Genomic DNA, 21,721 nt, shown 5'->3' with positions numbered 1-21,721 from the left:
CCGGAAAAGGGCATAGTAAATTACTATGCCCTTTTTAACTAAAATACAAATTTTAACTAAAACCTACTTCTTGGTTATACATACACAGTGATTTTTATATTTGAATCATATGTATAGGGGATGGTATTTTGTTTATAGAGCAGATGTTTCCATTTATTAATGAAAGTGTAAGAGTCCACCAGTTGCCTGAGGGCGGTGTGCTGGAAATTGACTACTTGCGTGATAACGTCTCGATCTCTGATTTTGAATACTTAGATCTCAACAAAACGGCTTACGAGCTTTGTATGCTGATGGACGGTCAAAGAACGGCTGAACAAATTTTAGAAGAGCAATGCGCAAAGTATGATGAGTCGCCGGAAGACCATAAGGACTGGTACTATGACATGCTCAGCATGCTTTTGAACAAGCAGGTCATTCAGCTTGAAAACCGGGCCCGCTTTCACAAAATCGCCACCAGCGGAAGCAATGAATTTCCGATGCCGCTGCATGCCACCTTTGAGCTGACGCACCGCTGCAATTTAAAGTGCGCCCACTGCTATTTAGAAAGCTCGCCGGAAGCGCTCGGCACCGTATCCATTGATCAATTTAAGAAAACGGCTGATATGCTGTATGATAACGGCGTTTTAACGTGTGAAATCACAGGCGGCGAAATTTTCGTCCATCCAAACGCCAATGAGATTCTTGAATATGTGTTAAAGAAATTCAAAAAAGTCGCCGTCTTAACCAACGGAACGCTGATGCGAAAAGAAAGCCTGGAGATGTTAAAAGCCTATAAGCAAAAAATCATCGTCGGCATATCACTGGATAGCGTACAGTCCGAAGTGCATGATTCATTTAGAGGGAGAAAAGGCTCTTTTGCCCAAACCTGTAAAACGATAAAATTGTTGAGTGATCATGGTATTTTTGTCAGAGTCGCCATGTCGGTTTTCGAAAAAAACATGTGGGAAATCCACGATATGGCCCAAAAGGTGCGCGATCTCGGGGCGAAAGCGTTCTCTTACAATTGGGTTGATGATTTCGGAAGAGGCAGAGATATTGTCCATCCGACGAAAGATGCCGAACAGCACCGCAAATTTATGGAGTACGAGCAAAATGTCATTGATGAATTTAAAGATTTGATCCCGATCATTCCGTATGAAAGAAAACGTGCGGCGAACTGCGGCGCCGGCTGGAAATCAATTGTGATCAGCCCGTTCGGAGAAGTACGACCGTGCGCACTCTTCCCGAAGGAATTTTCATTGGGAAATATATTTCATGATTCATATGAAAGCATCTTTGACTCCCCTCTTGTCCATAAATTGTGGAAAGCGCAGGCGCCGCGGTTCAGCGAGCATTGCATGAAAGACAAATGCCCGTTCAGCGGCTATTGCGGAGGCTGTTACTTAAAAGGGCTGAACTCCAACAAATACCACAGAAAAAACATTTGCTCCTGGGCGAAAAATGAACAATTAGAAGATGTGGTCCAGCTTATTTAGGAGGGAACAATTTGTCACCAGCACAAAGAAAAATGTTACTGTATATCCTTTCATTTATTTTTGTCATCGGCGCGGTCGTCTACTTCGTAAAAAGCGATTATGTGTTTACGCTGATTTCTATCGCCATCGCCATTATTTTCGGTATGCGCGCGCGGAAGGCTGACTCGCGATGAGCATTTTGGATATACACGATGTATCCGTGTGGTACGAGCAAGACAACGTCATCTTAGAAAACGTAGATTTACATTTAGAAAAAGGCGCCGTTTACGGACTGCTTGGGGTAAACGGCGCCGGAAAAACAACGCTGATCAATACGCTGACAGGGGTAAACCGCAATTTCAGCGGGCACTTTACGCTGTGCGGCATTGAAGCGGACGCCGGCATGCCGCAGAAAACATCAGATGAGCTGAAGATCCGCCGCTACTTTGCTGCCGATTATCCGCTTCTATTTACAGAAATTACGGCGAAGGACTATGTTTCTTTCGTTCATTCTTTGTATCAGAAAGATTTCTCAGAGCAGCAATTTAACAGTTTGGCAGAGGAATTTCACTTTTCCCAATACACAAACCGGAGAATTTCCGAGCTGTCTCTCGGCAACAGGCAAAAGGTTGTGTTGATGACCGGGCTATTGCTCGGGGCTCCCCTGTTTATTTTGGATGAGCCGCTTGTCGGCTTGGATGTGGAGTCAATAGAGGTCTTTTATCAGAAAATGCAGGAGTATTGCAAGGCAGGCGGAACGATTTTGTTTTCTTCCCATTTGCTCGATGTGGTGCAGAGATTTTGTGATTATGCGGCCATTCTTCATCACAAACAGATCCGGAAGGTCATTCCGATTAGAGAGGAGACTGATCTTCGGCGTGAATTTTTTGAGGTGATCGGCCATGAATAACCTGTTTCCGATTCTGTCATTGCTGTTCAAACAGCTTTACGGCCGCCAAGGAAAAAAAGACGCCATTCGCATCACCGCAGGGCTTGCCGTTCTGGCCTTGTTTGAAATCGGGCTGATCCGCCAGGCAGGCATTGATGAATCAGCCTTAGGAAAAACATACATCACGCTCGCGCTTCTGTTTATGAATGCGTACATGGTGTTTCTCTCTGTTACATCCCAATGGAAGGAATCTTACATGAAGCTGAGCTGTCTATTGCCGATCTCTTCCCGGAGCTTCTGGCTCGCTCAGAGTGCGGTTTTGTTTGTTGATACTTGCTTGAGAAGGACGCTGTTTTTTTTCATATTACCGCTGTTCTTATTCGGAAACGGAACGCTGTCAGGAGCACAAACCCTGTATTGGCTCGGCAGATTTTCGTTTTTTACTGTCTATTCGATTATTTTCGGCGTTTTGTTAAGCAATCTTTTCGTCAAAAAAAGGAGAACGGCACTCCTGCTGCATGCGGCGGCATTCACCTGCGTGTGCTTCAGTGCGGCTTTGATGCCTGCCGTGACGATCCCGCTATGTGCGATTCATATGCTCTGGGCTATTGTGATTGACTTCCCTTCATTTTTGCAGGCGCCTCAGCAGCAGAGCAAAATGCATTCTTTTATGCGGACATCAGAATTTTCGTTTTATAAAAGAGAATGGAACCGGTTTATTTCCTCCAAAGCGATGCTGTTAAATTATATCGTAATGGGGGCATTCAGCGGCTTCTTTTCGTTTCAGATGATGAACACCGGCATTGCCGATCAGCATGTCGTCTATATCGTAATTAGCGCTCTCCTGCTGATCTGCTCACCGATTGCTTTATTGTATTCTCTTGAAAAAAATGACCGGATGCTGCTGATCACGCTTCCGATTAAACGCAGAACGATGCTTTGGGCGAAATATCGCTTTTATTCCGGTTTATTGGCCGGCGGGTTTATTTTGATTGCCATGATTATGGGCTTGATCAGCGGCCGGCCGATTTCCCTTTTGACTTTTTTGCAGTGTATGGAATTGCTGCTGGCAGGGGCTTATATTCGGTTAATTTCAGATGAAAAAAAGCCGTCCTTCAGCTGGCAGACGGAGCAGCAGCTCTGGAGCGGTTTCTCTAAATACCGTTCCTATGTATTTTGTATCCCTCTTTTTTTAGCTACTTTAACAGGCACTGTTATTTCCTTGGCAGTCATTCCGATTGCCGGGCTGATCATTGTCTATTTACTGCAAAAACAGGATGGTGGTTTCTTTGATACAAGCGGAAAAAGAGAACGGCTTGGAAGTTAACCTGCTGACGACTGATCAATTTTCAACCATCTCGATTGCCGCGAGCTTTCTGAAGCCGATCGAAAGCGCGGCGGAACCTGAAGAAGAAACGATCTATTTTTATGGCGCGGCTGCACACCAGAAGCAAAACATCATCAACACTTTCGGCTATGCCGCCGGCCGCCGCTTCATGTATTCAGCAAATCTCTTTTTTGACCGGCAGCTGAAAACGTACGGGACCCGCATGATTCATCCGTTATATGCTGAGGGATTTCATACAGATGCCGTTCTGAACACCTTTGTTGACATGTCCTCCTTTCCGGCTTCTCTTTCTGCCAGCGCAGCGGAAAAGGCAAAAGCTGAACTGCTGCTGAAAATGGAAAAGACATTCGCTGACCCGTTCTCCTATTCAGCAGCCCGTCTGGCGGAGGAAGCCTTTGGAAACCCGATGTACGGCACTGCCATGTTTGGCCGGAAAGACAAGCTTATGGCTGTGCATCCTAAACGTTTTCTGGATGCGTCGGAATTTATCGCTGATTTATTTTCTCAGCAGAAAAAGCTGAACATATTAGGAAACATACAGTCATGTGATGTTCAGGGACATGCCCCACAGGCGTCTGCCATGTCTGCTGTAAGAAAACCCGTGAATCAGGATATTTTCGAAACAGAGACACGCAGCACAGCAGGTCCGTCCGTTATGACACTTGGCTTTGACTGCGGAGACATGAAAGATGTCCGCGATTATTTAGCCATCCAGCTGATAGACGGATTGCTCGGCAAATACGGCCATTCCGCTTTATTTCGGCATTTTCGCGAAAAAGATCTGGCCGTTTATCATGTGATCACCCGCTATGACATCATGAGCAATATGCTGCTTGTTTCCGTATGCACCGACCAGCTTCATGAAAACGAGATTCCTCCAAGAGTTTTGGAAGCTGTATCGCGTTTCCACGCGGATGAACCGGAATTAAAAAAGGCACAACAATTTTTAATCAATGAAATCCTGCTGCAATTTGATTCTCCTGAAGGACTCTTAGCCTATATGGGAATCCTGCGCCGTTTCTCTTGCAAAAAAGAAGACTTGCTGGACAGCATCTCAGCGGTCACGTGCCGCGATTTGCTGCAATTCATCAAAAATCTTACATATATCGGAGCTCATGTAGTAAGGGGATGAGAGATATGGAAAAGGAAGCCTTTTTTCAACAGCTGGATGAACAAACCGATATCAGATACACAGACAAGGGAATGAAAATATTCAGGTTACAATTTCCCCGCGCCCATTTAAGATTGTGCAATGTCAAAACCGGCTTTGGAAGCCGGGATATCCGTTTACAGTCAGAAACCGGCGGCCGGATGCTGCCATATGGCACAGCGCACTTTTTAGAACATCTCCTCTTTTGGCATAACGGACGGAACCTGTATAGTGATTTTTTTGAACACGGCGCGCTGTTAAATGCGTTCACCACTTACACTGATACAAATTTCATGTTTACCTCATTGCCGGATCGGCTCAGACAAACCATTCCAATCCTGCTTGACGCTTTATGGAACCACTCGTTTGACGAGCAGATCATTGCTCAGGAAAAAGCCGTGATTACAAGTGAAATAGAAACGGCGCTTCTCAACCACCGGCTTCATTACCATTATCAGCTGATCCAGATGCTGTCTCCTGCCTCACCAGCCGCAGTCTTCCCCGCAGGCAGAAAAAAAGACATTGAGGCTCTGACGATCTGTGATCTGCAGGAAGCCTATGCTGCCGCCTACCAGCCCCATCGGATGACGCTGTTTCTGATTGGCGGCCCAGAAGATGCGGAAACTCTTTTGCCTTCTCAGCTGAGGCTGGAAAAGCGTTCTGGCAGCCGCTCTGACAGAAAGATCGTCCCTGCGTGCCCTCCCCTCTCACCAAAAGAGGTAAAGGGTGATCTGGAGCGGCCGGAAGACACTTGGACCGGAATACAAGTCGGGGCGCTCCCAGGAGAAAACGGACTTTTGACCTTGAAGCTGTACTGGGACATTGCCTCTCGCATCCTGTTTCACATGGATTCGCCGTTTTTTCAAGAGATCCGGCAAACGTACCGCTTGAATATCCAAAGCCTATCAGCGGATGTTCACTTATCAGAGGATGGCGGCTTTTTGATCCTTCACAGTAAAGGGGCGCATTCTTCCGCATACATCGATGTGGCATCCTACTATATCACGCAGCAGAAAAACCGTACCGAAGCCTGGCTTGAGTACGGCAAGGATTCTTTAGTCAACGCGATCATCTATGACAGTGATTACGCGCGTAAATGCTTTGAATGGGCGGCAGAGTGTGAACAGTACGATTGCTCGTTTCTCGGCCTTTACCGCACCATTCAGCAGATGAATTCTCATGATTTCTTGGCTCTCATTGAAGCAATGGTTTCTTCTCACAAAGCAGTCATTCATGTACCCAAGAAAGAAGTGATGAGACAATGAAAAAAAGCACTGTCTTTACTTTATTATTGCTGCTTGCGGCCATGGCGGCTTATTCCTTTGGCTGGTTTCACTCAGGTGCCGAAGCCGCGGGCCAATATGTACAGCTGATCAAAAATGACGCTGTCCGCCTTGGGCTGTTGGCTTGTGCCGCTTCCGTACTGATGCTGCCCGCCTTTTTGTATCTTCACTACGTGACGCAATCTGTCAAAAACATGACAGCAGCTTTTCAGAAACTCACACAGTCTCATCAAAGCTGCTGTGACTTCCAGCATCGCAAGCTGTGCAGCCGTTATGCCGACGATGTAAAATTGCTGCGCGACAGCTATAAGGGCATTCGCCAATCATATGTGATGGCTGCTGTATTGTATCAGGTCATCGTTTTCGGCTGCATGTTTGAAATCGTCAAGGCCGTTCCCTTCAGCTTTCATACGCCCCCTGCCATTACAATGGGGCTTGCGGTGTTACTGATGTTGTATTTATTGTTTTATATGCGAACGTACTTGCTGCAGCTTTTTCAGCACGGAAACCTGTTCAGAAAAGTGCTGGTGGGAGTGCTGACAGGAGCCGGGATTTGGTGGATGCTCAGTTTTACTATAAGTGAACTGCTGTTTCTGATCACCTTAGCTGCCATCCAGCAGATCGGATCTTTTGTTTATAAACGATTCTCTTACCGCAGCCCTGCTTCTCTCGATCTATAAAAACATCTACATTGCAATCGAGGACGGACCGGCGCCAACCGGAATGACCGTCACGGCTGAATCATCACTCGTGCGGTACACGGTCCCTGCATTGTCGCCGGGCTTTGTCGGGCGTTACTGTAAGGTCATAGACATTAGGAAGAGACACGTTTGCGATGATCCTTTGTGCGGCAGTATTAACGACATATACATTGTTAATGAGAAACGGTTCACTATAAGGCTCTAGAAAATAAGCCCTAGTACTATCCAGAGAAAATACAATTGTCCTCAAAGTTTCAAATAGACGGTCAAAGTCACCTCCCCTGCTCAAGGGTGACAAACTGATATCTGTTACACCCTTCGGCACAGTTCACCATTCATCACGTCTGTACTCCATGTAACCGCAGTGACTGCTTCCGCAGGATCAACGGCAAACCCCTCCGGAACTTCAATCGGCACTTGAAATAGCGCTTCACTGCTGGCATCTTCATCACAAAAACAGAAACAATTTTCCTGTAAAACAGAAAGATCATTCTTTTTCATGATTTCTCATCCCTTTTAGAAATGCACAATATACAGTTGATTAAATCGCAATGTCACTCGGTGAAACGCCAAGCGATATGACAGTTTCCACAGAATAATCATCCGTGTTGTAAACAGTGATGCTTTGCTCTATAAAATTTGTTGCATACAGAAATTCGCCATTCGGCGTAAACGCAAAGTCTCTTGCCGATTGCGGAAGATTTCCTATTACGCCTGCACCACTTGGACTGACGGAATATAGATTGTGAGTGAAATCATCAAACAAATACACCCCTGATCCGCTCTTGAACATTCCATATTCACCCTCATACTCCAGCTCTTGGGTGCTGCTGATCGTAAATGTATTCAAATCAATCACCGTCAAATAATTGAAAAAGAATTCTTGTTCTAATACATAAAGGTAACGTTCCGGCCAACCCGTTTCTAGGGCATTTACGATAAGATCCCGTTCAATAGTTCCTGTCACTTCACCTGTGTTTAAGTCCAATCTTTGCACTGAACCGAAACCAAGCAGATACGCGAACAATCCATTTGGATCAATTGCAACATCAAAGCCTTCAAAAGGAATAGACCTTTCAACAGTTAAGGTTTCAATTCCTATCACATTTATGGCACCACCAGCGACAACATAAAAAAATTCGTGTCCAGGTATAAAAGATATGGATTCCGGCGGCTGATCCAGCAAAATAGAAGCTGTAACACTCAATGTGTCTTGACTGATGACAGAAATGACACGATCATAGTAATGCAAAACAAACACAGAGGTGTTATCTGGCGCCTTTTCTATCCTTGTAGGTTGGTATGGAAGAGAAATCGTCGTCACAACAGTATGAGTGTTGGTATCAATCACAGAAACCGACTGATCATCTGGATTCGCTGTGAACGCATAAACGGGTTCGGGCTCCGGCGCAGGTACAAGCACAATCGTTCCCGTCACCGATAATGGACTGCCGTAAAATGGCGGGACGACAACAAGGTTCTCGATCGTAATGTCACTGACATCCGGACAATCATCCGGTTCATCAGAATAATAGACAACTTGATCGATCTCCACATTGTGAATGACAGAAACAGCCCCCTCCCCTTGTCCATATTGGTTTCGCACAGGTGAGACACTGACAAGAAGCGTAACGGTTCCCTGCAGGCGTACTGCAAATTGAACACCGATTTCATCAGGCTCAGGCCCCGTCTGAATTAAGCAACGTTCACTGACACAAGAAAGGCTGTCTGCATTCCACGTGACGTTTGCAACAGCTTCAGCCGGATCAACGACAAACCCCTCAGGCAATTCAATCGGCGCTTGAAACATGGCTTCACGACTGGTTTCTTCCTCACAAAAACATAAACAATCTTGTGCAGCTTCTGCTTTTTCTTTAAAGGAAAGCTTGTTTTTCCTCATTTCATCACTTCCTTTTCAGACATACACTGCTCACGCAGATACAACAGAATATGGAAGGTGAATGTATTTGCTTGTACAAACAGCCGAGGGTAAAAGCTGTTTTTGAAGAAATTCCGGCCATCATGCGGTGTAACGAAAGAAAAGATTGCGGTTTTTTTGCGCTTCTCACAAGAATGATGATGATAAAATATGACATATATAGAATAATGAAGGGAGGGATTTTCAAACGTGACAAGTGTCATATCTTCTTCTTCCGTTGGAGAAAAGATTAATGAATGGTATATGTACATACGCCGATTCAGCATACCGGATGCGGAATATTTACGAAGAGAAATCAAACAAGAGCTGGATCAAATGGAAGAAGACCAGGATCTTCATTTGTATTATTCACTGATGGAATTCCGGCACAATCTGATGCTTGAGTATCTTGAACCGTTAGAAAACATGCGGATAGAGGAACAGCCGCGACTGTCCGATTTGCTGCTTGAAATCGATAAAAAACAGGCTCGTTTAACCGGACTGCTTGAATACTACTTTAATTTCTTCAGAGGTATGTACGAACTGGACCGCCGGGAATATATATTAGCCATTCAATTTTTTAAAAAAGCAGAGAGCAAACTGACTTTTGTTAAAGATAAAATTGATAAAGCTGAGTTCTTTTTCAAAATGTCAGAAGTTTATTACTATATGAAGCAAACTTATGTGTCTATGGACTATGCACGTCAAGCCTTTGAAATATACAACGAACAAACTACATATGATATCAGAATGATTCAATGCCAATCCCTGTTTGGAGCTAACTTTTTGGATCTGAAACAGTATGATAAAGCAATTGCTCATTTCCAAAAAGCTTATACACTTGCTGAGGCGGCACAGCAGCCGCAGCTAATGGGAAGAACGCTTTATAATATTGCACTTTGCAAGCAAAACCAACACAGTCTTGAATCAGCGATAGAGTATGTAAAAAAATCTATTCATGTATTTGAAGAATCGAAAATGCTTCCTTCACTGCCACAAGCTTTTTTCCTAATTACACAAATTTATTTTAAATTAGGTAAGATTGATAACGCTTGTGAATATCATAAAAAAGGAAGAGAATATTCAATAGCTGCCGGAGACACTGTGTACTTAATGGAGTTTGAATTTTTGGAATCTTTATACTTGTCTGGACCTGATGAAGAGGCAATAGAAAAATGTTTTGTTTTCCTTGAAAGTAAAATGATGTATGCTGATATTGAAGACTTTGCACTCGATGTTGCTAAGTATTATCATCAGCAGGAAAATTACAAAAAAGCATCTACTTATTTTTTAAAGGTTGAAGAAGCAAGACAGCACATTCAAGGGGGGGTGAATTTATATGAAATGGAAGTATAAATTATTACTCGCTTGTTTAGCGGTGAGTGCTGTATTTGTCACAGTAGAAGTATCAAATTCATCTACAGAACATTTTGATGTTGCACAACGTGCTATGATCTAAGACCGCCTTTATCGGCGGTTTTTTTCGTCCCCTCTTTCCATCTTGAATAAGATGTTTGCAAAGCATGGGAACAAAAAACATCCAGACAAGAGTCTGGATGTTTCTCTTATTTTACAAACCCAAGCAGCATTTCACGAATGATTTTGCTGGCTGTGTTTGCCGTTTGCTCTGAGTGGTCGTAAATCGGAGCTACTTCTACTAAATCAGCGCCCTTCACGTTTACTTCTGAGCGTGCGATTTCATGGACGGATGCAAGCAGTTCTTTAGACGTGATGCCGCCTGCGTCAACCGTTCCTGTTCCCGGTGCGTGAGCAGGGTCTAATACGTCAATGTCGATTGTGACATATACCGGACGGCCTGCCAGCTTCGGAAGAACCTTTTTCAGCGGCTCAAGCACTTCAAACTTAGAGATGTGCATGCCGTTTTCCTTTGCCCATTCGAACTCTTCTTTCATGCCGGAACGAATTCCGAATGAATACACATTTTGCGGTCCGATCAATTCTGCAGCTTTGCGGATCGGCGTTGAGTGAGAAAGCGGTTCTCCCTCATAGTCGACGCGAAGATCCGTATGTGCATCAAAATGAATAATCGCCAGGTCAGGAAATTTCTTATACATTGCTTTCATGACAGGCCATGACACGAGATGCTCCCCGCCCATACCCATCGGGAATTTTCCTTTTTCTAAAATGCTGTCCACATATTCTTCAATCATATCAAGACTTTTTTGCGGGTTTCCGAATGGCAGCGGAATGTCGCCGGCGTCAAAGAAGTTCAGGTCCGCCAGATCACGGTCCAGATACGGGCTGTATTCTTCAAGGCCGATTGACACCTCGCGGATTCTTCCCGGGCCGAAGCGTGATCCCGGCCGATAGCTCACCGTCCAGTCCATCGGCATGCCGTAAAGGATGGCGTCCGCCTCTTCCCACTCTGGACGGCTCGCGATAAATACTTTTCCTGAATAAGCTTCATCAAATCTCATCTATAAAACCCTCGCTTTCCTTTAAAAAAGCGCAAGATTCGCTCCTGCGCCATACATTCTTTATTTAATCAGGTCACTCACAAATTTCGGCAGAACAAACGCCGCTTTATGAATATCTTTTGTGTAATATTTCGTGTCAATATCAAAGAAACGGCTGTCTTCCACTGCAAGCGGATCATATTTTTTCGAACCGATTGTAAATGTCCACAAACCGCTTGGGTATGTCGGAATGTTCGCCGTATACAGCTTCGTAATCGGGAAGATTTCCTTCACGTCACGCTGTACATTTGTGATCAATTCCGGTGTGAACCATGGGTTGTCCGTCTGAGCGACAAAAATGCCGTCTTCTTTCAGCGCCTTCGCGATTCCGGCATAGAACCCTTTTGTAAACAGGTTTACCGCAGGCCCGACTGGTTCAGTTGAATCTACCATAATGACGTCGTATTGATTTTCAGATTTCGCAATGTGCATAAATCCGTCATCCACCTGCACGTCAACACGCGGATCGTCAAGTTTTCCCGCAATAGAAGGAAGAAACTTTTTAGAGTATTCGATGACCTTGCCGTCAATATCAACAAGTGTCGCTTTTTTCACGCTCGGATGCTTCAGAATTTCTCTGATGACGCCGCCGTCACCGCCGCCGACTACAAGCACATGCTCCGGATTTGGGTGCGTAAACAATGGCACATGCGCCACCATTTCGTGATAAACGAATTCGTCTTTTTCTGACGTCATCACCATACCGTCCAAAAACAGCATGTTGCCGAACTCTTCTGTTTCCACCATTTCTAAATGCTGAAACTCAGTTTGTTCTGTATGTAATGTTTTATTAACCTTCAATGTAATGCCAAAGTTTTTCGTCTGCTTCTCTGTGTACCAAAGTTCGCTCAATTGTCATCTCCCTTTCAAGGCTGTATTCATTTATTGTAAGCGTCTTTTCAGCTTTTATTCCCGGTTGAAATCGCATTTTCACCTAAGGAAAAAGTATAGAGGATGGCGGGGAAAAAGTAAAGATGCGTCCTGTCACGCGATGTTTAAAAACAATCTTTTTTTCTCATAATAGTAGAAACATAAAAAAAGGGGGAACCATTGTGGATGCAATGACAAATAAACGGCTGAGACTGACGCTCAAAACCGTTCGCGCCTTTATCTTTCTTGGGGCTTTCGCGTGCTTAGCGGCAGCTGCTGTGTTTATGACTGTCATTTTGATAGCCAAATACCAGGGCGCTCCCTCGGTTCAAGTGCCGCAATCCACGATTTTGTTTGCGAGCGACGGCTCTAAACTCGGGGAGACGAACTATGGCGAAAAACGCTATTGGGTCCCCTTAAAAGACATGAATCCGACGATTGTAAAAGCGACGGTGGCGATTGAAGACCAGAACTTCTATGATCACCATGGCTTTGATTATAAACGCATGGCCGGTGCGGCGCTGGCCGACTTAAAAGCGCTGGCCAAGGTTCAGGGCGCAAGCACCATTACCCAGCAATATGCGAGAAACCTGTATCTTGAACACGACAAAACGTGGAAACGCAAATGGAATGAGGCATTCTATACCATTCGTCTGGAACAAAACTATTCTAAGGACGAGATATTAGAAGGCTATTTAAATACGATATACTACGGCCACGGCGCCTATGGCATCGAAGCCGCGTCCCGCCTCTATTTCGGCAAGCATGCCAAAAACCTGACAGATGCGGAGGCGGCGCTTTTGGCCGGTATTCCGAAAGGCCCTTCCGGCTATTCGCCTTATGTCAATGAAACAAAGGCCAAGGATCGCCAAAAAACAATTGTGCGGATGATGGAAAAGCAGCAGATGATCAGCCGCAAAAAAGCGGACGAGCTGATCAAGGAGCCTCTTTCCTATCAACCGTTGAATAAACACGCCATCAGCAGAAAAGCGCCTTATTTCTATGATAATGCGATGAGAGACCTGGAAAAAAAACTCGGCATGACACGGGAGCAAATTGAAACGAGCGGGTTAAATGTGTATACAACCGTGAATAAACGGCTTCAGCGCATTGCCGAGGAAACCATTACCGAAACGGTTAACGCCGGTTCTGACATTCAAGTCGGATTTTCAGCCATTGATCCACGCACAGGAAACGTTCTCGCTCTTGTCGGCGGCAGAGATTATCAAAAAAGCCCGTTTGACCGGACGACACAGGCGAAACGCCAGCCAGCTTCGACAATCAAACCGTTACTGTATTATAAAGCGATTCAGAGCGGGTTTACGCCAGTGACACTGATGAAAAGCGAAGAAACCGAGTTTCAAATCGATGCAAAGGGAGAAACCTATTCTCCAAGCAACTATAACGGTTACTACGCAAACAAACCGATTACGCTTCTTCAGGCCCTGGCGCTGTCTGACAACATTTATGCTGTGAAAACCCATCTCTTTCTCGGAATGAACAAGCTCGTTCAGGCGGCAAAGGAATTTGGCATCACCGCGCAGCTCCAAGCGCTGCCATCCTTGGCCCTCGGCACGGAACCGGTGCGCCCGATTGAGATGGTCAACGCCTATGCCATGCTGGCAAATGGCGGAAAGAAAATCGAACCGACCTTTATCACAAGGGTGACTGATGCGGCCGGACATGTACTGTACGAAAGCCCGAATCAGCATAAACAAGTGCTGGATGAAAAAGCTGCCTTTGTAACCGCTAATATGATGACAGGCATGTTTGATACAGATTTAAACGGCTATACATCCGTGACAGGACGGACAATCGCGGATCGCCTGACTAGAACCTATGCGGGAAAATCAGGCACAACAAGCGCAGACAGCTGGATGATCGGCTTCAACCCGAAGCTGGCTGCGGGTGTATGGACGGGCTATGACAAAAACAGCACCATTGACTCAGTCGCAGAAAAAAACTACGCCAAAACCATTTGGGCGGAGTTTATGGAGGATGCGCTCAAAGGAGAACCAGAAACAGCCTTTAAACCGCCAAAAGGCGTGACCGGCGTCTACATCGATCCGGCAACAGGCTACTCCTCCGGCCCCGGCTGCGCAGCCAAGCATTACACGTATTTTGTGAAAGGCACAGAGCCAGCGAATGTGTGCTACGGCTCAGAGCCTGTCAAACAAACAAAAGACCAGCATCCAGTCAAGGAAAAGCCCGCTTCCCCGAAAAAGTGGTGGGACAAATGGCTGGGACGGAATCATTAAAAAATAACCCGGCTGCTTGAATGCCGGGTTATTTAATATGGTTCTTCCATTATCCATGGGAGCAGCGTCACGCAGTCAAGCTGGAGAACGGGTTTCGGGAATCCTTCGGGGATAAAGCGGTCATCTCTCGGCACTTCAAATGATATATACCAGTTACGGTCCGGATCCCATTCTTTTTTCCATTCTATAATACGTCCGACAATAAAATAGCTGGCCACATAAAGATGACGGTCACCCTCCGGCCCAAATTCATTAATTTCCGTACAAAGAGACGGCTGAAGACCAAAATCCTCAAACATTTGCGCCTTCTCACGCGGCAGTGTTATCATTGCTTCCCGGTCATTTTCACAGAGAAGACACCCGCACATATCTTAAATATCTTTCGCATACTGCCTTCTCGTTTCCTCCACGTCCGCTTCAATGACCCAATCACCAATCCTCATGGTTTGAAACATGATATCTCTCTCCTATCTGCCAAAAAAAAAAATGAAAAACCCCGAGTCTTGGTTCGGCTCGGGATTTTCCATGTCCTATTTCTGTATCACCAGTTTACTCAATGTTCACAGAAAATAATTCAAATTTTCTAAAAGTTCACAGAAAGTTCACAAATTAATTTTCTTCTGGAAGCAGTCCTTTTTTCAATTCGTCAGAAGAGCGTTCCCACAGGCCTAGGTCATGGTTTTTCAGAAATTCGCCAAGTACTTGCTTCGAGCTGTCATCCATTTGATCAATGATAATGTTCCGTTTCATCGATTTATCCATCAGATTCACATGCTCCGGGAGCGATTTGTAGCCTCTTCTGATGCTTCTGTCGACCGTCAGTTCACAGGCTGTTACCCCTGCGTAATAAGGGCCCTCTTCTCTTCTGTCAATCGTCACCCACACAAGCCAGTATGGTTTGCCGTTTGGAACTTCTTCTTTATTAGGCAGAAATTTAATGCCTTTTTCAACGACGCTGCGGGCATGCATCGCGCCGATATCAACGAACGCTTCTTTTTCCCCTACATCAACGAATACAGGTGAAATATTATCCAGGCTGAGTGCCCCTACGCCGAAGCCTCCGTGTCCGTCTGTCGGATCACTTTTGATAATATTAAACCCGATTGATTTTTTCTTTTTTTCTTCCATGAGTTCTACCTCCTACAAAAGCGGTTGAAATATCGCTGAAAACAAATGTAAAATCGAATCTCTTCCGGCATTGAGCATTGGCCAAAGCACGTAGGATCCGAGCGGTGTCACAAACAGTACCAAAAAGACGATAAAGCCGTAGCTTTCCGCTTGCGTCATCTTGGCACGCGCCCCCGGCGGGACGAGATCTTCAATAATACGATAGCCGTCGAGCGGCGGCAGCGGCAGCAGATTAAATAAAAACAGAATGAGGTTCAGCTGTATCCAGATTGAAAAGAACTGGTCCAGTCCTGTACTGAATGCCGCAAGCAGTTCCATTCCGTAAGCATGCATCAACACTAACAAAGAGAAACCGATAAACGCAAGAATCAGGTTACTGATCGGCCCGGCAATGGATACGAGTACGCCGGCCAGACGAGGTTTCTTAAAGAAACGGCGATTGACGGGAACAGGGCGAGCCCATCCAAAGCCGGCCACCAGGATCAAAATGGTCCCGAACGGATCAAGGTGTTTGATAGGATTCAGCGTCAGTCTTCCTTCTTTTTTCGCCGTATTGTCACCAAATTTATATGCGACATAGGCGTGAGCGAGTTCATGCATTGTAAACGAAACAATTAAGGTAATGACCAGATATGGCATTAGAGACAACGGGTAATATAAAAAACGGTCCAAGTGAGATGATCCCTCTTTCTAAAAATGCAAGAATTTACTTTATTCAGTATACTATAAGAAGCCTCTTTTCCTAAAGAGAGGAAACGATATAAAGGAGGATTCACACCTATGCCATACGTAACCGTCAAAATGCTTGAAGGCCGTACAGACGAGCAAAAACGCAATCTAGTTGAGAAAGTAACAGAGGCCGTGAAAGAAACGACCGGTGCCTCTGAAGAAAAAATTGTTGTCTTTATAGAAGAAATGAGAAAAGACCATTACGCGGTCGCAGGCAAACGCCTAAGCGATATGGAATAATCTGATATAAAGCCGGCGCTTCGCAAGCCGGCTTTTTCATCTCTATTTCGTCATTTTTTCAATAATAGCTAAAAACGCTGCCTTCTCTTCGGCAGTCAAACGTTCAAACATGCCGTCAATCAGCTGCTGGCGATTTTGAATCATCTGAAGAGCCGCTGCCTGCCCCGATTCAGAAAGCGTAATCCAAACGGTCCGGCGGTCATTGTTATTTCTGGATCTCTTAATAAACCCTTCCTGCTCTAAGTGATTCAGAGCGGTTGTGGTGGCAGACGGAGACAGCGTGACCTCTTTTAGAATGTCCTTTATGGTGCAGCTCCCGTGTCGATATATAATCCGCAGAATAAATCCTCTTACATTATTCACATGTTTCGGAACGGTGGCTTCATCTAATAGTTTCGTGCTTTTCAAATATTTTGTTAGTGCGTGATCCAGCAAATTTGCTTCCAGTTTGTCATGATCCATGTAGATTTCCCCATTTCGAGATGCATTCATAACATACGAACGATATGATTACTTATTATTTTACTGATACCAGATAGGGAAAGTCAAAAAAGCAAACAGCGAATTCGCAACTTTTCTCCTACATGCTTCGATTTTTCGCCTGTTCGACAATATTCTCTTTAAATACCTGAAAAGGAACTTGTTCACTCTTCTGATGTCCGAATTGACGGACGTTTACCGCCTTTTCACTCACTTCCTGATCCCCAAGCACCAGCATGTACGGGATTTTCTGCATCTGTGATTCTCTGATTTTGTAGCCAAGCTTTTCATTGCGTTCATCAATATTGACTCTTATCCCGAGCCGCTTTAGCTCAGACTGCACCTTTTCGCAGTAGTCCATATGAACGTGAGAAACCGGTATAATTTGGACCTGCACCGGCGCAAGCCAGACTGGAAAAGCTCCGCCAAAATGCTCGATCAGAATGCCGAAGAAACGGTCAATTGAGCCGAATACCGCTCTGTGAATGACGACGGGACGAACCTTTTCATTGTGCTCATTAATATATGTTAAATCAAATTTTTCCGGCATTTGAAAATCAAGCTGGATTGTGGCGCATTGGTGGCTCCGCTTCAGAGCGTCTTTAATATGAAAATCGATTTTCGCTCCGTAAAACGCTCCATCCCCTGCGTTTACTTCATAAGGAAGACCCAGATCCTCAAGGACGTGTTTCAAGGCGTTTTCAGACATTTCCCACACGCTGTCTTCACCTGATGAATCCTCCGGGCGAGTGGAAAGCTCAACCGTATACTCGAAACCGAATGTGCGGTATACCTCGTCAATCAGCCGAATGGCTTCTTTAATTTCACTCTCGATTTGATCCTCCCGAACAAAGATATGCGCGTCATCCTGGCAGAACGTCCGGACGCGGAGCATTCCGTTTAGAGCACCGCTGTATTCATGGCGGTGCACCTGGCCGAACTCCGCCATACGAATCGGCAGATCCCGATAGGAGTACAGGCTGTTTTTAAAGATGAGCATATGGCCGGGGCAGTTCATCGGCTTCATTGCAAATGCAGTCTGATCTACTTCCGAAAAATACATATTGTCGCGATAATGGTCCCAGTGCCCCGACTGCTCCCATAACCGCTGATTCATCATAAACGGCGTACGCACCTCGGCGTAGCCGGCATTTGTTTGCAGTTCACGCGAAAAGCGTTCCAGCTCATTGCGGACAATCTGCCCTTTTGGCAAATAAAACGGCATTCCCGGAGCTTCTTCCGAGAACATAAACAGCTCTAATTGTTTTCCCAGCTTGCGGTGATCCCGTTTCGCTGCTTCTTCCAGCATATGCAGATGCGCCTCGAGATCTTTTTTCTTTTGAAACGCAACACCGTACACCCGCTGAAGGACTTCATTTTGGCTGTCTCCTCGCCAATAAGCACCCGACACCCGTGTTAATTTGAACGCCTTGATCATTCCTGTTGAAGGAAGATGCGGCCCGCGGCACAGGTCAACAAATTCTCCCTGCTGATACAGCGTCATTTTCTCCCCGCCCGGAATGTCTTTCAAAATTTCCAGCTTAAACGGCTCGCCTTTCTCTGCAAAAAGCGCTTCAGCCTCCTCGTAAGAAACCTCTATTCGCTTGATATCCATATTTTCGTTTATAATATGCTTCATCTCTTTTTCGATGGTCTCTACATCTCCGGAAGTCAGACTCCGATCAAGCTTCATATCATAATAAAATCCGTCTTCAATGACAGGCCCTATTCCCAAAGATACTTCGCCGTACAGCCGTTTCACTGCCTGAGCCAGCACATGCGCTGATGTATGGCGAAGCACCTGCAAGCCTTCTGGAGAATCCAGTGTGATAATTGAAAGCTCAGCATCTTCCTCCAGCTTGAAGCTGACATCAACGAGCCGGCCATTAACCTGTCCCGCTGCTGCTTTCTTTTCCAAACTGGAGCTGATGGACGCAGCCGCCTCTTTGACTGTAGTGCCTTTCGGATATTCCTTTACCTGTCCGTCCGGAAGCTGAATACTAACATGTTTACTCATTTCAAACACTCCTTATTAATTGTTGTATATAAAAAAACACACCCGTCCCTCTGTAAGGGACGAGTGTGTGATTAACCCGTGGTTCCACCCAAGTTCCCAACGAACTTTCATGTTCATCGGCTCGGTGCTGTAACGCAGCATAAACGGCATTGGATACTGACTGTTCCCCAACGCTGCTCCAAGGCGGTAAATGATATTCCTAAGCTGGGAAGCTCGCACCTTTCCTTCCCTCTCTGAAAACCGTAAATATCATTCATGTCCTTTTCATCGCATTTCTATATGTATATAAAAAAACACACCCGTCCCTCTTATAAGGGACGAGTGTGTGTGATTAACCCGTGGTTCCACCCAAGTTCCCAACGAACTTTCATGTTCATCGGCTCGGTGCTGTAACGCAGCATAAACGGCATTGGATACTGACTGTTCCCCAACGCTGCTCCAAGGCGGTAAATGATATTCCTAAGCTGGGAAGCTCGCACCTTTTCTTCCCTCTCTGAAAACCGTAAACATCATTCATGTCCTTTTCATCGCATATATTGACTCATATAAAAAAACACATCCATCCCTCACAAGGGACGAATGTGTTAAAATTCGTGGTTCCACCCAAATTCCCAACAAACATACATGTTCGTCGGCTCGGTGCTGTAACGCAGCATGACGGTATCAGATACTTAATTTCCCCGATACGGCTCAAAGGCGGTAAGCTGCTTTCTCTGCGTTAGGAAGGTTTCAGCTGATCCTTCCCTCTCTGGAAACCGTAAAAAGCATCTCGTGTCCTTATCAGTGCCTGTTTGAATAATTTCATATATCTTACTATATATTCCTTGAAAAGACAATGGACGATTTTAAGATGATGCGGAAGCGGACGTTTCTTTATGAAAAGTCAGAAACCGCCACACAAGGAATGCGGCCAGACTGTATGCCGCGCCCATCATCAAAAACGTAAACCCAGCTCCGGTGTACCAAGTGGCGGACAGATGAATGACCACTCCGGAAACCGCTACGCCAACCAATGCCCCGATTTGCCGGTTGGCATTTAAAGCTGTTCCTGCGATATTGGCATGCTCCTGTCCCGCTGTCTTCATAATCACAGCCGTCATGGCAGGAACCGTAATGCCGACACCAAGATTCATGACAGATGTCAGAACCGCAAGCTGCCAGTAAGGCAAATCCGGAGAAACCATGACAAATAACAGCAATGCCATGATGCAGCTGACAGCCATTGAAACAAACATAAGAAGCCCCGCTTCAAAACGGTTCGCCAGCCGGGCAAACAGCAGATTTCCGACCACAAAGACAGCCATCATCGGCAATAGTTCGACTCCCGCTAAAAAGGAACTTGCGCCTCTTGCTTCCTGCAAAAATAGACTTAGCATAAACATACCGCCGAAAAGAGCAAAATTCAGCAAAAACCCAACGAACTGCGCTGCCGAGAAACGTCCATTTTTATATAATGACGCAGGAAGAATAGATGTTGCCGAAAAAATTTCTCTCAGAAGAAAAAGCACAAACGCCAAAACCGCCGCCGCGAAAGCACCGAGAATGGTGAGCGAACTCCAGCCTATTGAAGCGCCCTGTATCAGCGCAAATGAAAGAAATCCGAGAGCCGCCATTCCAAGCAGATGCCCTGTGATATTCACCCGGCTGCCTTTTCCCGGGAAACTGCTGAGCGTTCGATAGGCGCAAATAAGCGCCGCAACCCCTAATGGCACATTGATCAGAAAAATACTCTGCCACCCTGCCGCATTCACCAGAACACCGCCGATAAAAGGCCCCAGTCCGGAGGCGGCGGAGACGAGAGCGGCCCACAAGCCAAACATTTTGGCCCGAACCCGTTCATCGGGGTAAGAGGCAGCCAAAAGGCTGAGTGAACTCGGCATAAACAAAGCCGCGCCAAGTCCCTGCAACAGCCGACCTGCGATCAGCATTTGGCCATTTGCTGCTACAGCGCATAGACATGAGGCAAGAACAAAAACGCCCAAACCCAGCATATAAATGGTCTTTGAGCCGTAACGGTCAGCCAGCGCACCGCCGGCCAGCAGAAGCGAAGCAAATGTAAGCATGTACCCGTCTACAACCCACGTCACACCTGAAATTGAAAGGGAAAGAACGTTTTTCATATCAGCAATTGCAACATTCACCACGGTTACATCAAGCGTAGCCATGAGAAAACCGAGAGCGAGCACGATTAACACTGAGATGCCTGTTGATCCTGATTGATGTAAAGGCCCGCTGTTTTTCATTGCCATTGCCCTTTCAGCTGATGATGTACCCAATCATCAATTTTTTCGAGGTCATAAAGCTCCCCGATTCTGTTCATGACACCCTGCAAGGTTTCTTCCTTCATGAGCGAAGCCCATTTATCCTCAATATCCCCCATTACCGTCTCCAGCACACAGGGATTTCCGCTCTCAAATACAGATGGCAAAAGGCCTTTTCCTTGATACATGGAACCTCTTCCTTCAACAGCTTGATAGACATCATAGAGGGTAATATCCGTCAATGGCTTCGTAATCGTAAAGCCTCCCTTCGTACCTGGTATGGACTCTGCCAAACCAGCCTGCACCAAAGTTCTCATCAGCTTTTTCAGATATGACGGAGACATGTGCAAGCGCTGGCTGATCGCCTCTGATGTTAAAGAAGCCTGCACGGGCAGCCGTGACAGTAACAGCAGCACAGAAACTCCCTGCTCCATTCCCGATTTCATTTTCATTATGTTCCCTCCTGGTTCATTATGGATAACTATTATCTACAATAGATCCATTAGCAGGTTTTGTCA

General features: G+C 45.7%; 21 protein-coding genes, 2 pseudogenes and 3 other annotated features. Of the genes and pseudogenes, 11 read left to right on the top strand and 12 right to left on the bottom strand.

Annotated elements, in window-relative coordinates; genetic code table 11:
- Nucleotides 1–128 precede the first annotated feature (128 nt).
- The 7 genes from albA to ACQVGS_RS02135 are packed head-to-tail and all read left to right on the top strand — an operon-like array spanning nt 129 to nt 6,804.
- On the top strand, nt 129–1,475 hold the full coding sequence (gene albA / locus ACQVGS_RS02165) for a subtilosin maturase AlbA (protein ID WP_024123212.1): 1,347 nt from the start codon (nt 129–131) through the stop codon (nt 1,473–1,475).
- 11 nt (nt 1,476–1,486) lie between these two features.
- Nucleotides 1,487–1,648, top strand: a complete 162-nt coding sequence (gene albB, locus ACQVGS_RS02160; RefSeq protein ID WP_059292334.1) for an antilisterial bacteriocin subtilosin biosynthesis protein AlbB — start codon at nt 1,487–1,489, stop codon at nt 1,646–1,648.
- Complete coding sequence (locus ACQVGS_RS02155; protein WP_106019731.1) at nt 1,645–2,364, top strand: ATP-binding cassette domain-containing protein; 720 nt, start codon at nt 1,645–1,647, stop codon at nt 2,362–2,364. The genes albB and ACQVGS_RS02155 overlap by 4 nt, the downstream gene beginning before the upstream one ends.
- Nucleotides 2,357–3,670 carry a bacteriocin biosynthesis protein AlbD gene (locus tag ACQVGS_RS02150; RefSeq protein ID WP_106019732.1) on the top strand — a complete coding sequence of 438 codons (1,314 nt, stop codon included), beginning with the start codon at nt 2,357–2,359 and terminating at the stop codon, nt 3,668–3,670. The genes ACQVGS_RS02155 and ACQVGS_RS02150 overlap by 8 nt, the downstream gene beginning before the upstream one ends.
- On the top strand, nt 3,660–4,823 hold the full coding sequence (locus tag ACQVGS_RS02145; protein WP_106019944.1) for an insulinase family protein: 1,164 nt from the start codon (nt 3,660–3,662) through the stop codon (nt 4,821–4,823). The genes ACQVGS_RS02150 and ACQVGS_RS02145 overlap by 11 nt, the downstream gene beginning before the upstream one ends.
- Before the next feature lie 5 nt (nt 4,824–4,828).
- Entirely contained in the window at nt 4,829–6,106 is a 1,278-nt protein-coding gene (locus ACQVGS_RS02140; protein ID WP_269107515.1) for a M16 family metallopeptidase, read from the top strand.
- Nucleotides 6,103–6,804 carry a bacteriocin biosynthesis protein AlbG gene (locus ACQVGS_RS02135; RefSeq protein WP_106019734.1) on the top strand — a complete coding sequence of 234 codons (702 nt, stop codon included), beginning with the start codon at nt 6,103–6,105 and terminating at the stop codon, nt 6,802–6,804. The genes ACQVGS_RS02140 and ACQVGS_RS02135 overlap by 4 nt, the downstream gene beginning before the upstream one ends.
- Nucleotides 6,805–6,810: 6 nt before the next feature.
- On the opposite strand, the pseudogene ACQVGS_RS02130 reads toward ACQVGS_RS02135, so the two are convergent.
- From ACQVGS_RS02130 to ACQVGS_RS02120, 3 genes and pseudogenes are all read right to left on the bottom strand, one after another.
- Nucleotides 6,811–7,167, bottom strand: a pseudogene (locus ACQVGS_RS02130) (YncE family protein); the annotation flags it as partial.
- A gap of 54 nt (nt 7,168–7,221) precedes the next feature.
- A pseudogene (locus ACQVGS_RS02125) lies at nt 7,222–7,326 on the bottom strand (hypothetical protein); the annotation flags it as partial.
- Nucleotides 7,327–7,366: 40 nt separating this feature from the next.
- Nucleotides 7,367–8,725: a YncE family protein gene (locus tag ACQVGS_RS02120; protein WP_106019735.1), complete on the bottom strand. Its 1,359-nt coding sequence runs from the start codon at nt 8,723–8,725 to the stop codon at nt 7,367–7,369.
- Between the two features lie 228 nt (nt 8,726–8,953).
- On the opposite strand from ACQVGS_RS02120, the gene ACQVGS_RS02115 reads away from it, so the two are divergent.
- Together ACQVGS_RS02115 and ACQVGS_RS02110 are read left to right on the top strand one after the other, a co-directional pair.
- Nucleotides 8,954–10,099, top strand: coding sequence for a response regulator aspartate phosphatase (locus tag ACQVGS_RS02115; RefSeq protein WP_024123222.1), 1,146 nt, complete (start codon nt 8,954–8,956; stop codon nt 10,097–10,099).
- Nucleotides 10,083–10,202 carry a PhrC/PhrF family phosphatase-inhibitory pheromone gene (locus tag ACQVGS_RS02110; protein ID WP_024123223.1) on the top strand — a complete coding sequence of 40 codons (120 nt, stop codon included), beginning with the start codon at nt 10,083–10,085 and terminating at the stop codon, nt 10,200–10,202. Before ACQVGS_RS02115 ends, ACQVGS_RS02110 begins: the two co-directional genes overlap by 17 nt.
- Before the next feature lie 106 nt (nt 10,203–10,308).
- Here the strand turns inward: ACQVGS_RS02110 and speB are convergent, their stop codons facing one another.
- Nucleotides 10,309–11,181, bottom strand: coding sequence for an agmatinase (gene speB, locus ACQVGS_RS02105; protein WP_095712788.1), 873 nt, complete (start codon nt 11,179–11,181; stop codon nt 10,309–10,311).
- 60 nt (nt 11,182–11,241) lie between these two features.
- Nucleotides 11,242–12,072: a spermidine synthase gene (gene speE, locus ACQVGS_RS02100; protein WP_064815948.1), complete on the bottom strand. Its 831-nt coding sequence runs from the start codon at nt 12,070–12,072 to the stop codon at nt 11,242–11,244.
- Nucleotides 12,073–12,272: 200 nt separating this feature from the next.
- Here speE and ACQVGS_RS02095 point away from each other — a divergent pair, with 200 nt between their 5' ends.
- The gene (locus ACQVGS_RS02095; protein ID WP_024123226.1) at nt 12,273–14,348 is read left to right on the top strand and encodes a transglycosylase domain-containing protein; all 2,076 of its coding nucleotides are present in this window, start codon (nt 12,273–12,275) and stop codon (nt 14,346–14,348) included.
- 32 nt (nt 14,349–14,380) lie between these two features.
- Here the strand turns inward: ACQVGS_RS02095 and ACQVGS_RS02090 are convergent, their stop codons facing one another.
- The 3 genes from ACQVGS_RS02090 to ACQVGS_RS02080 all read right to left on the bottom strand — a co-directional run bounded on the left by ACQVGS_RS02090 (nt 14,381) and on the right by ACQVGS_RS02080 (nt 16,148).
- A complete protein-coding gene (locus tag ACQVGS_RS02090) occupies nt 14,381–14,677 on the bottom strand; it encodes a hypothetical protein (RefSeq protein ID WP_223203888.1) in 297 nt (98 codons plus the stop codon).
- A gap of 280 nt (nt 14,678–14,957) precedes the next feature.
- Nucleotides 14,958–15,476, bottom strand: a complete 519-nt coding sequence (locus ACQVGS_RS02085) for a YwhD family protein (RefSeq protein WP_491830835.1) — start codon at nt 15,474–15,476, stop codon at nt 14,958–14,960.
- Nucleotides 15,477–15,488: 12 nt separating this feature from the next.
- Nucleotides 15,489–16,148 carry a site-2 protease family protein gene (locus tag ACQVGS_RS02080; protein WP_316961129.1) on the bottom strand — a complete coding sequence of 220 codons (660 nt, stop codon included), beginning with the start codon at nt 16,146–16,148 and terminating at the stop codon, nt 15,489–15,491.
- 108 nt (nt 16,149–16,256) lie between these two features.
- Here ACQVGS_RS02080 and thmT point away from each other — a divergent pair, with 108 nt between their 5' ends.
- Nucleotides 16,257–16,445, top strand: a complete 189-nt coding sequence (gene thmT / locus ACQVGS_RS02075) for a 2-hydroxymuconate tautomerase (protein WP_003222038.1) — start codon at nt 16,257–16,259, stop codon at nt 16,443–16,445.
- Nucleotides 16,446–16,487: 42 nt separating this feature from the next.
- Here the strand turns inward: thmT and ACQVGS_RS02070 are convergent, their stop codons facing one another.
- The 4 genes from ACQVGS_RS02070 to ACQVGS_RS02055 all read right to left on the bottom strand — a co-directional run bounded on the left by ACQVGS_RS02070 (nt 16,488) and on the right by ACQVGS_RS02055 (nt 21,655).
- Complete coding sequence (locus ACQVGS_RS02070) at nt 16,488–16,907, bottom strand: MarR family transcriptional regulator (RefSeq protein ID WP_024123229.1); 420 nt, start codon at nt 16,905–16,907, stop codon at nt 16,488–16,490.
- Nucleotides 16,908–17,025: 118 nt separating this feature from the next.
- Complete coding sequence (thrS, locus tag ACQVGS_RS02065; RefSeq protein WP_316961130.1) at nt 17,026–18,942, bottom strand: threonine--tRNA ligase; 1,917 nt, start codon at nt 18,940–18,942, stop codon at nt 17,026–17,028.
- Between the two features lie 52 nt (nt 18,943–18,994).
- Nucleotides 18,995–19,219: a binding site (T-box leader), on the bottom strand.
- Nucleotides 19,220–19,252: 33 nt separating this feature from the next.
- Nucleotides 19,253–19,479: a binding site (T-box leader), on the bottom strand.
- Between the two features lie 31 nt (nt 19,480–19,510).
- Nucleotides 19,511–19,735: a binding site (T-box leader), on the bottom strand.
- A 52-nt stretch (nt 19,736–19,787) separates the two neighbouring features.
- Complete coding sequence (locus tag ACQVGS_RS02060) at nt 19,788–21,185, bottom strand: MFS transporter (protein ID WP_316961131.1); 1,398 nt, start codon at nt 21,183–21,185, stop codon at nt 19,788–19,790.
- Nucleotides 21,182–21,655, bottom strand: a complete 474-nt coding sequence (locus ACQVGS_RS02055; RefSeq protein WP_024123232.1) for an Rrf2 family transcriptional regulator — start codon at nt 21,653–21,655, stop codon at nt 21,182–21,184. The genes ACQVGS_RS02060 and ACQVGS_RS02055 overlap by 4 nt, the downstream gene beginning before the upstream one ends.
- Nucleotides 21,656–21,721: the final 66 nt, after the last annotated feature.

This window comes from Bacillus sp. SD127, assembly GCF_058566445.1.
Note: the sequence above shows the minus strand (reverse complement) of the source record. Positions and strands in the feature narration are given on the sequence as shown.

Excerpts from the sequence above, each read along its gene's own strand:
- ACQVGS_RS02055 (WP_024123232.1), bottom strand. The coding sequence starts at position 21,655 with ATGAAAATGAAATCGGGAATGGAGCAGGGAGTTTCTGTGCTGCTGTTA.
- ACQVGS_RS02140 (WP_269107515.1), top strand. The coding sequence starts at position 4,829 with ATGGAAAAGGAAGCCTTTTTTCAACAGCTGGATGAACAAACCGATATC.
- ACQVGS_RS02110 (WP_024123223.1), top strand. The coding sequence starts at position 10,083 with ATGAAATGGAAGTATAAATTATTACTCGCTTGTTTAGCGGTGAGTGCT.
- thmT (WP_003222038.1), top strand. The coding sequence starts at position 16,257 with ATGCCATACGTAACCGTCAAAATGCTTGAAGGCCGTACAGACGAGCAA.
- ACQVGS_RS02085 (WP_491830835.1), bottom strand. The coding sequence starts at position 15,476 with ATGGAAGAAAAAAAGAAAAAATCAATCGGGTTTAATATTATCAAAAGT.
- ACQVGS_RS02090 (WP_223203888.1), bottom strand. The coding sequence starts at position 14,677 with ATGATAACACTGCCGCGTGAGAAGGCGCAAATGTTTGAGGATTTTGGT.
- ACQVGS_RS02155 (WP_106019731.1), top strand. The coding sequence starts at position 1,645 with ATGAGCATTTTGGATATACACGATGTATCCGTGTGGTACGAGCAAGAC.
- speB (WP_095712788.1), bottom strand. The coding sequence starts at position 11,181 with ATGAGATTTGATGAAGCTTATTCAGGAAAAGTATTTATCGCGAGCCGT.
- ACQVGS_RS02070 (WP_024123229.1), bottom strand. The coding sequence starts at position 16,907 with ATGGATCATGACAAACTGGAAGCAAATTTGCTGGATCACGCACTAACA.
- thrS (WP_316961130.1), bottom strand. The coding sequence starts at position 18,942 with ATGAGTAAACATGTTAGTATTCAGCTTCCGGACGGACAGGTAAAGGAA.
- ACQVGS_RS02060 (WP_316961131.1), bottom strand. The coding sequence starts at position 21,185 with ATGAAAAACAGCGGGCCTTTACATCAATCAGGATCAACAGGCATCTCA.
- ACQVGS_RS02135 (WP_106019734.1), top strand. The coding sequence starts at position 6,103 with ATGAAAAAAAGCACTGTCTTTACTTTATTATTGCTGCTTGCGGCCATG.
- ACQVGS_RS02120 (WP_106019735.1), bottom strand. The coding sequence starts at position 8,725 with ATGAGGAAAAACAAGCTTTCCTTTAAAGAAAAAGCAGAAGCTGCACAA.
- ACQVGS_RS02150 (WP_106019732.1), top strand. The coding sequence starts at position 2,357 with ATGAATAACCTGTTTCCGATTCTGTCATTGCTGTTCAAACAGCTTTAC.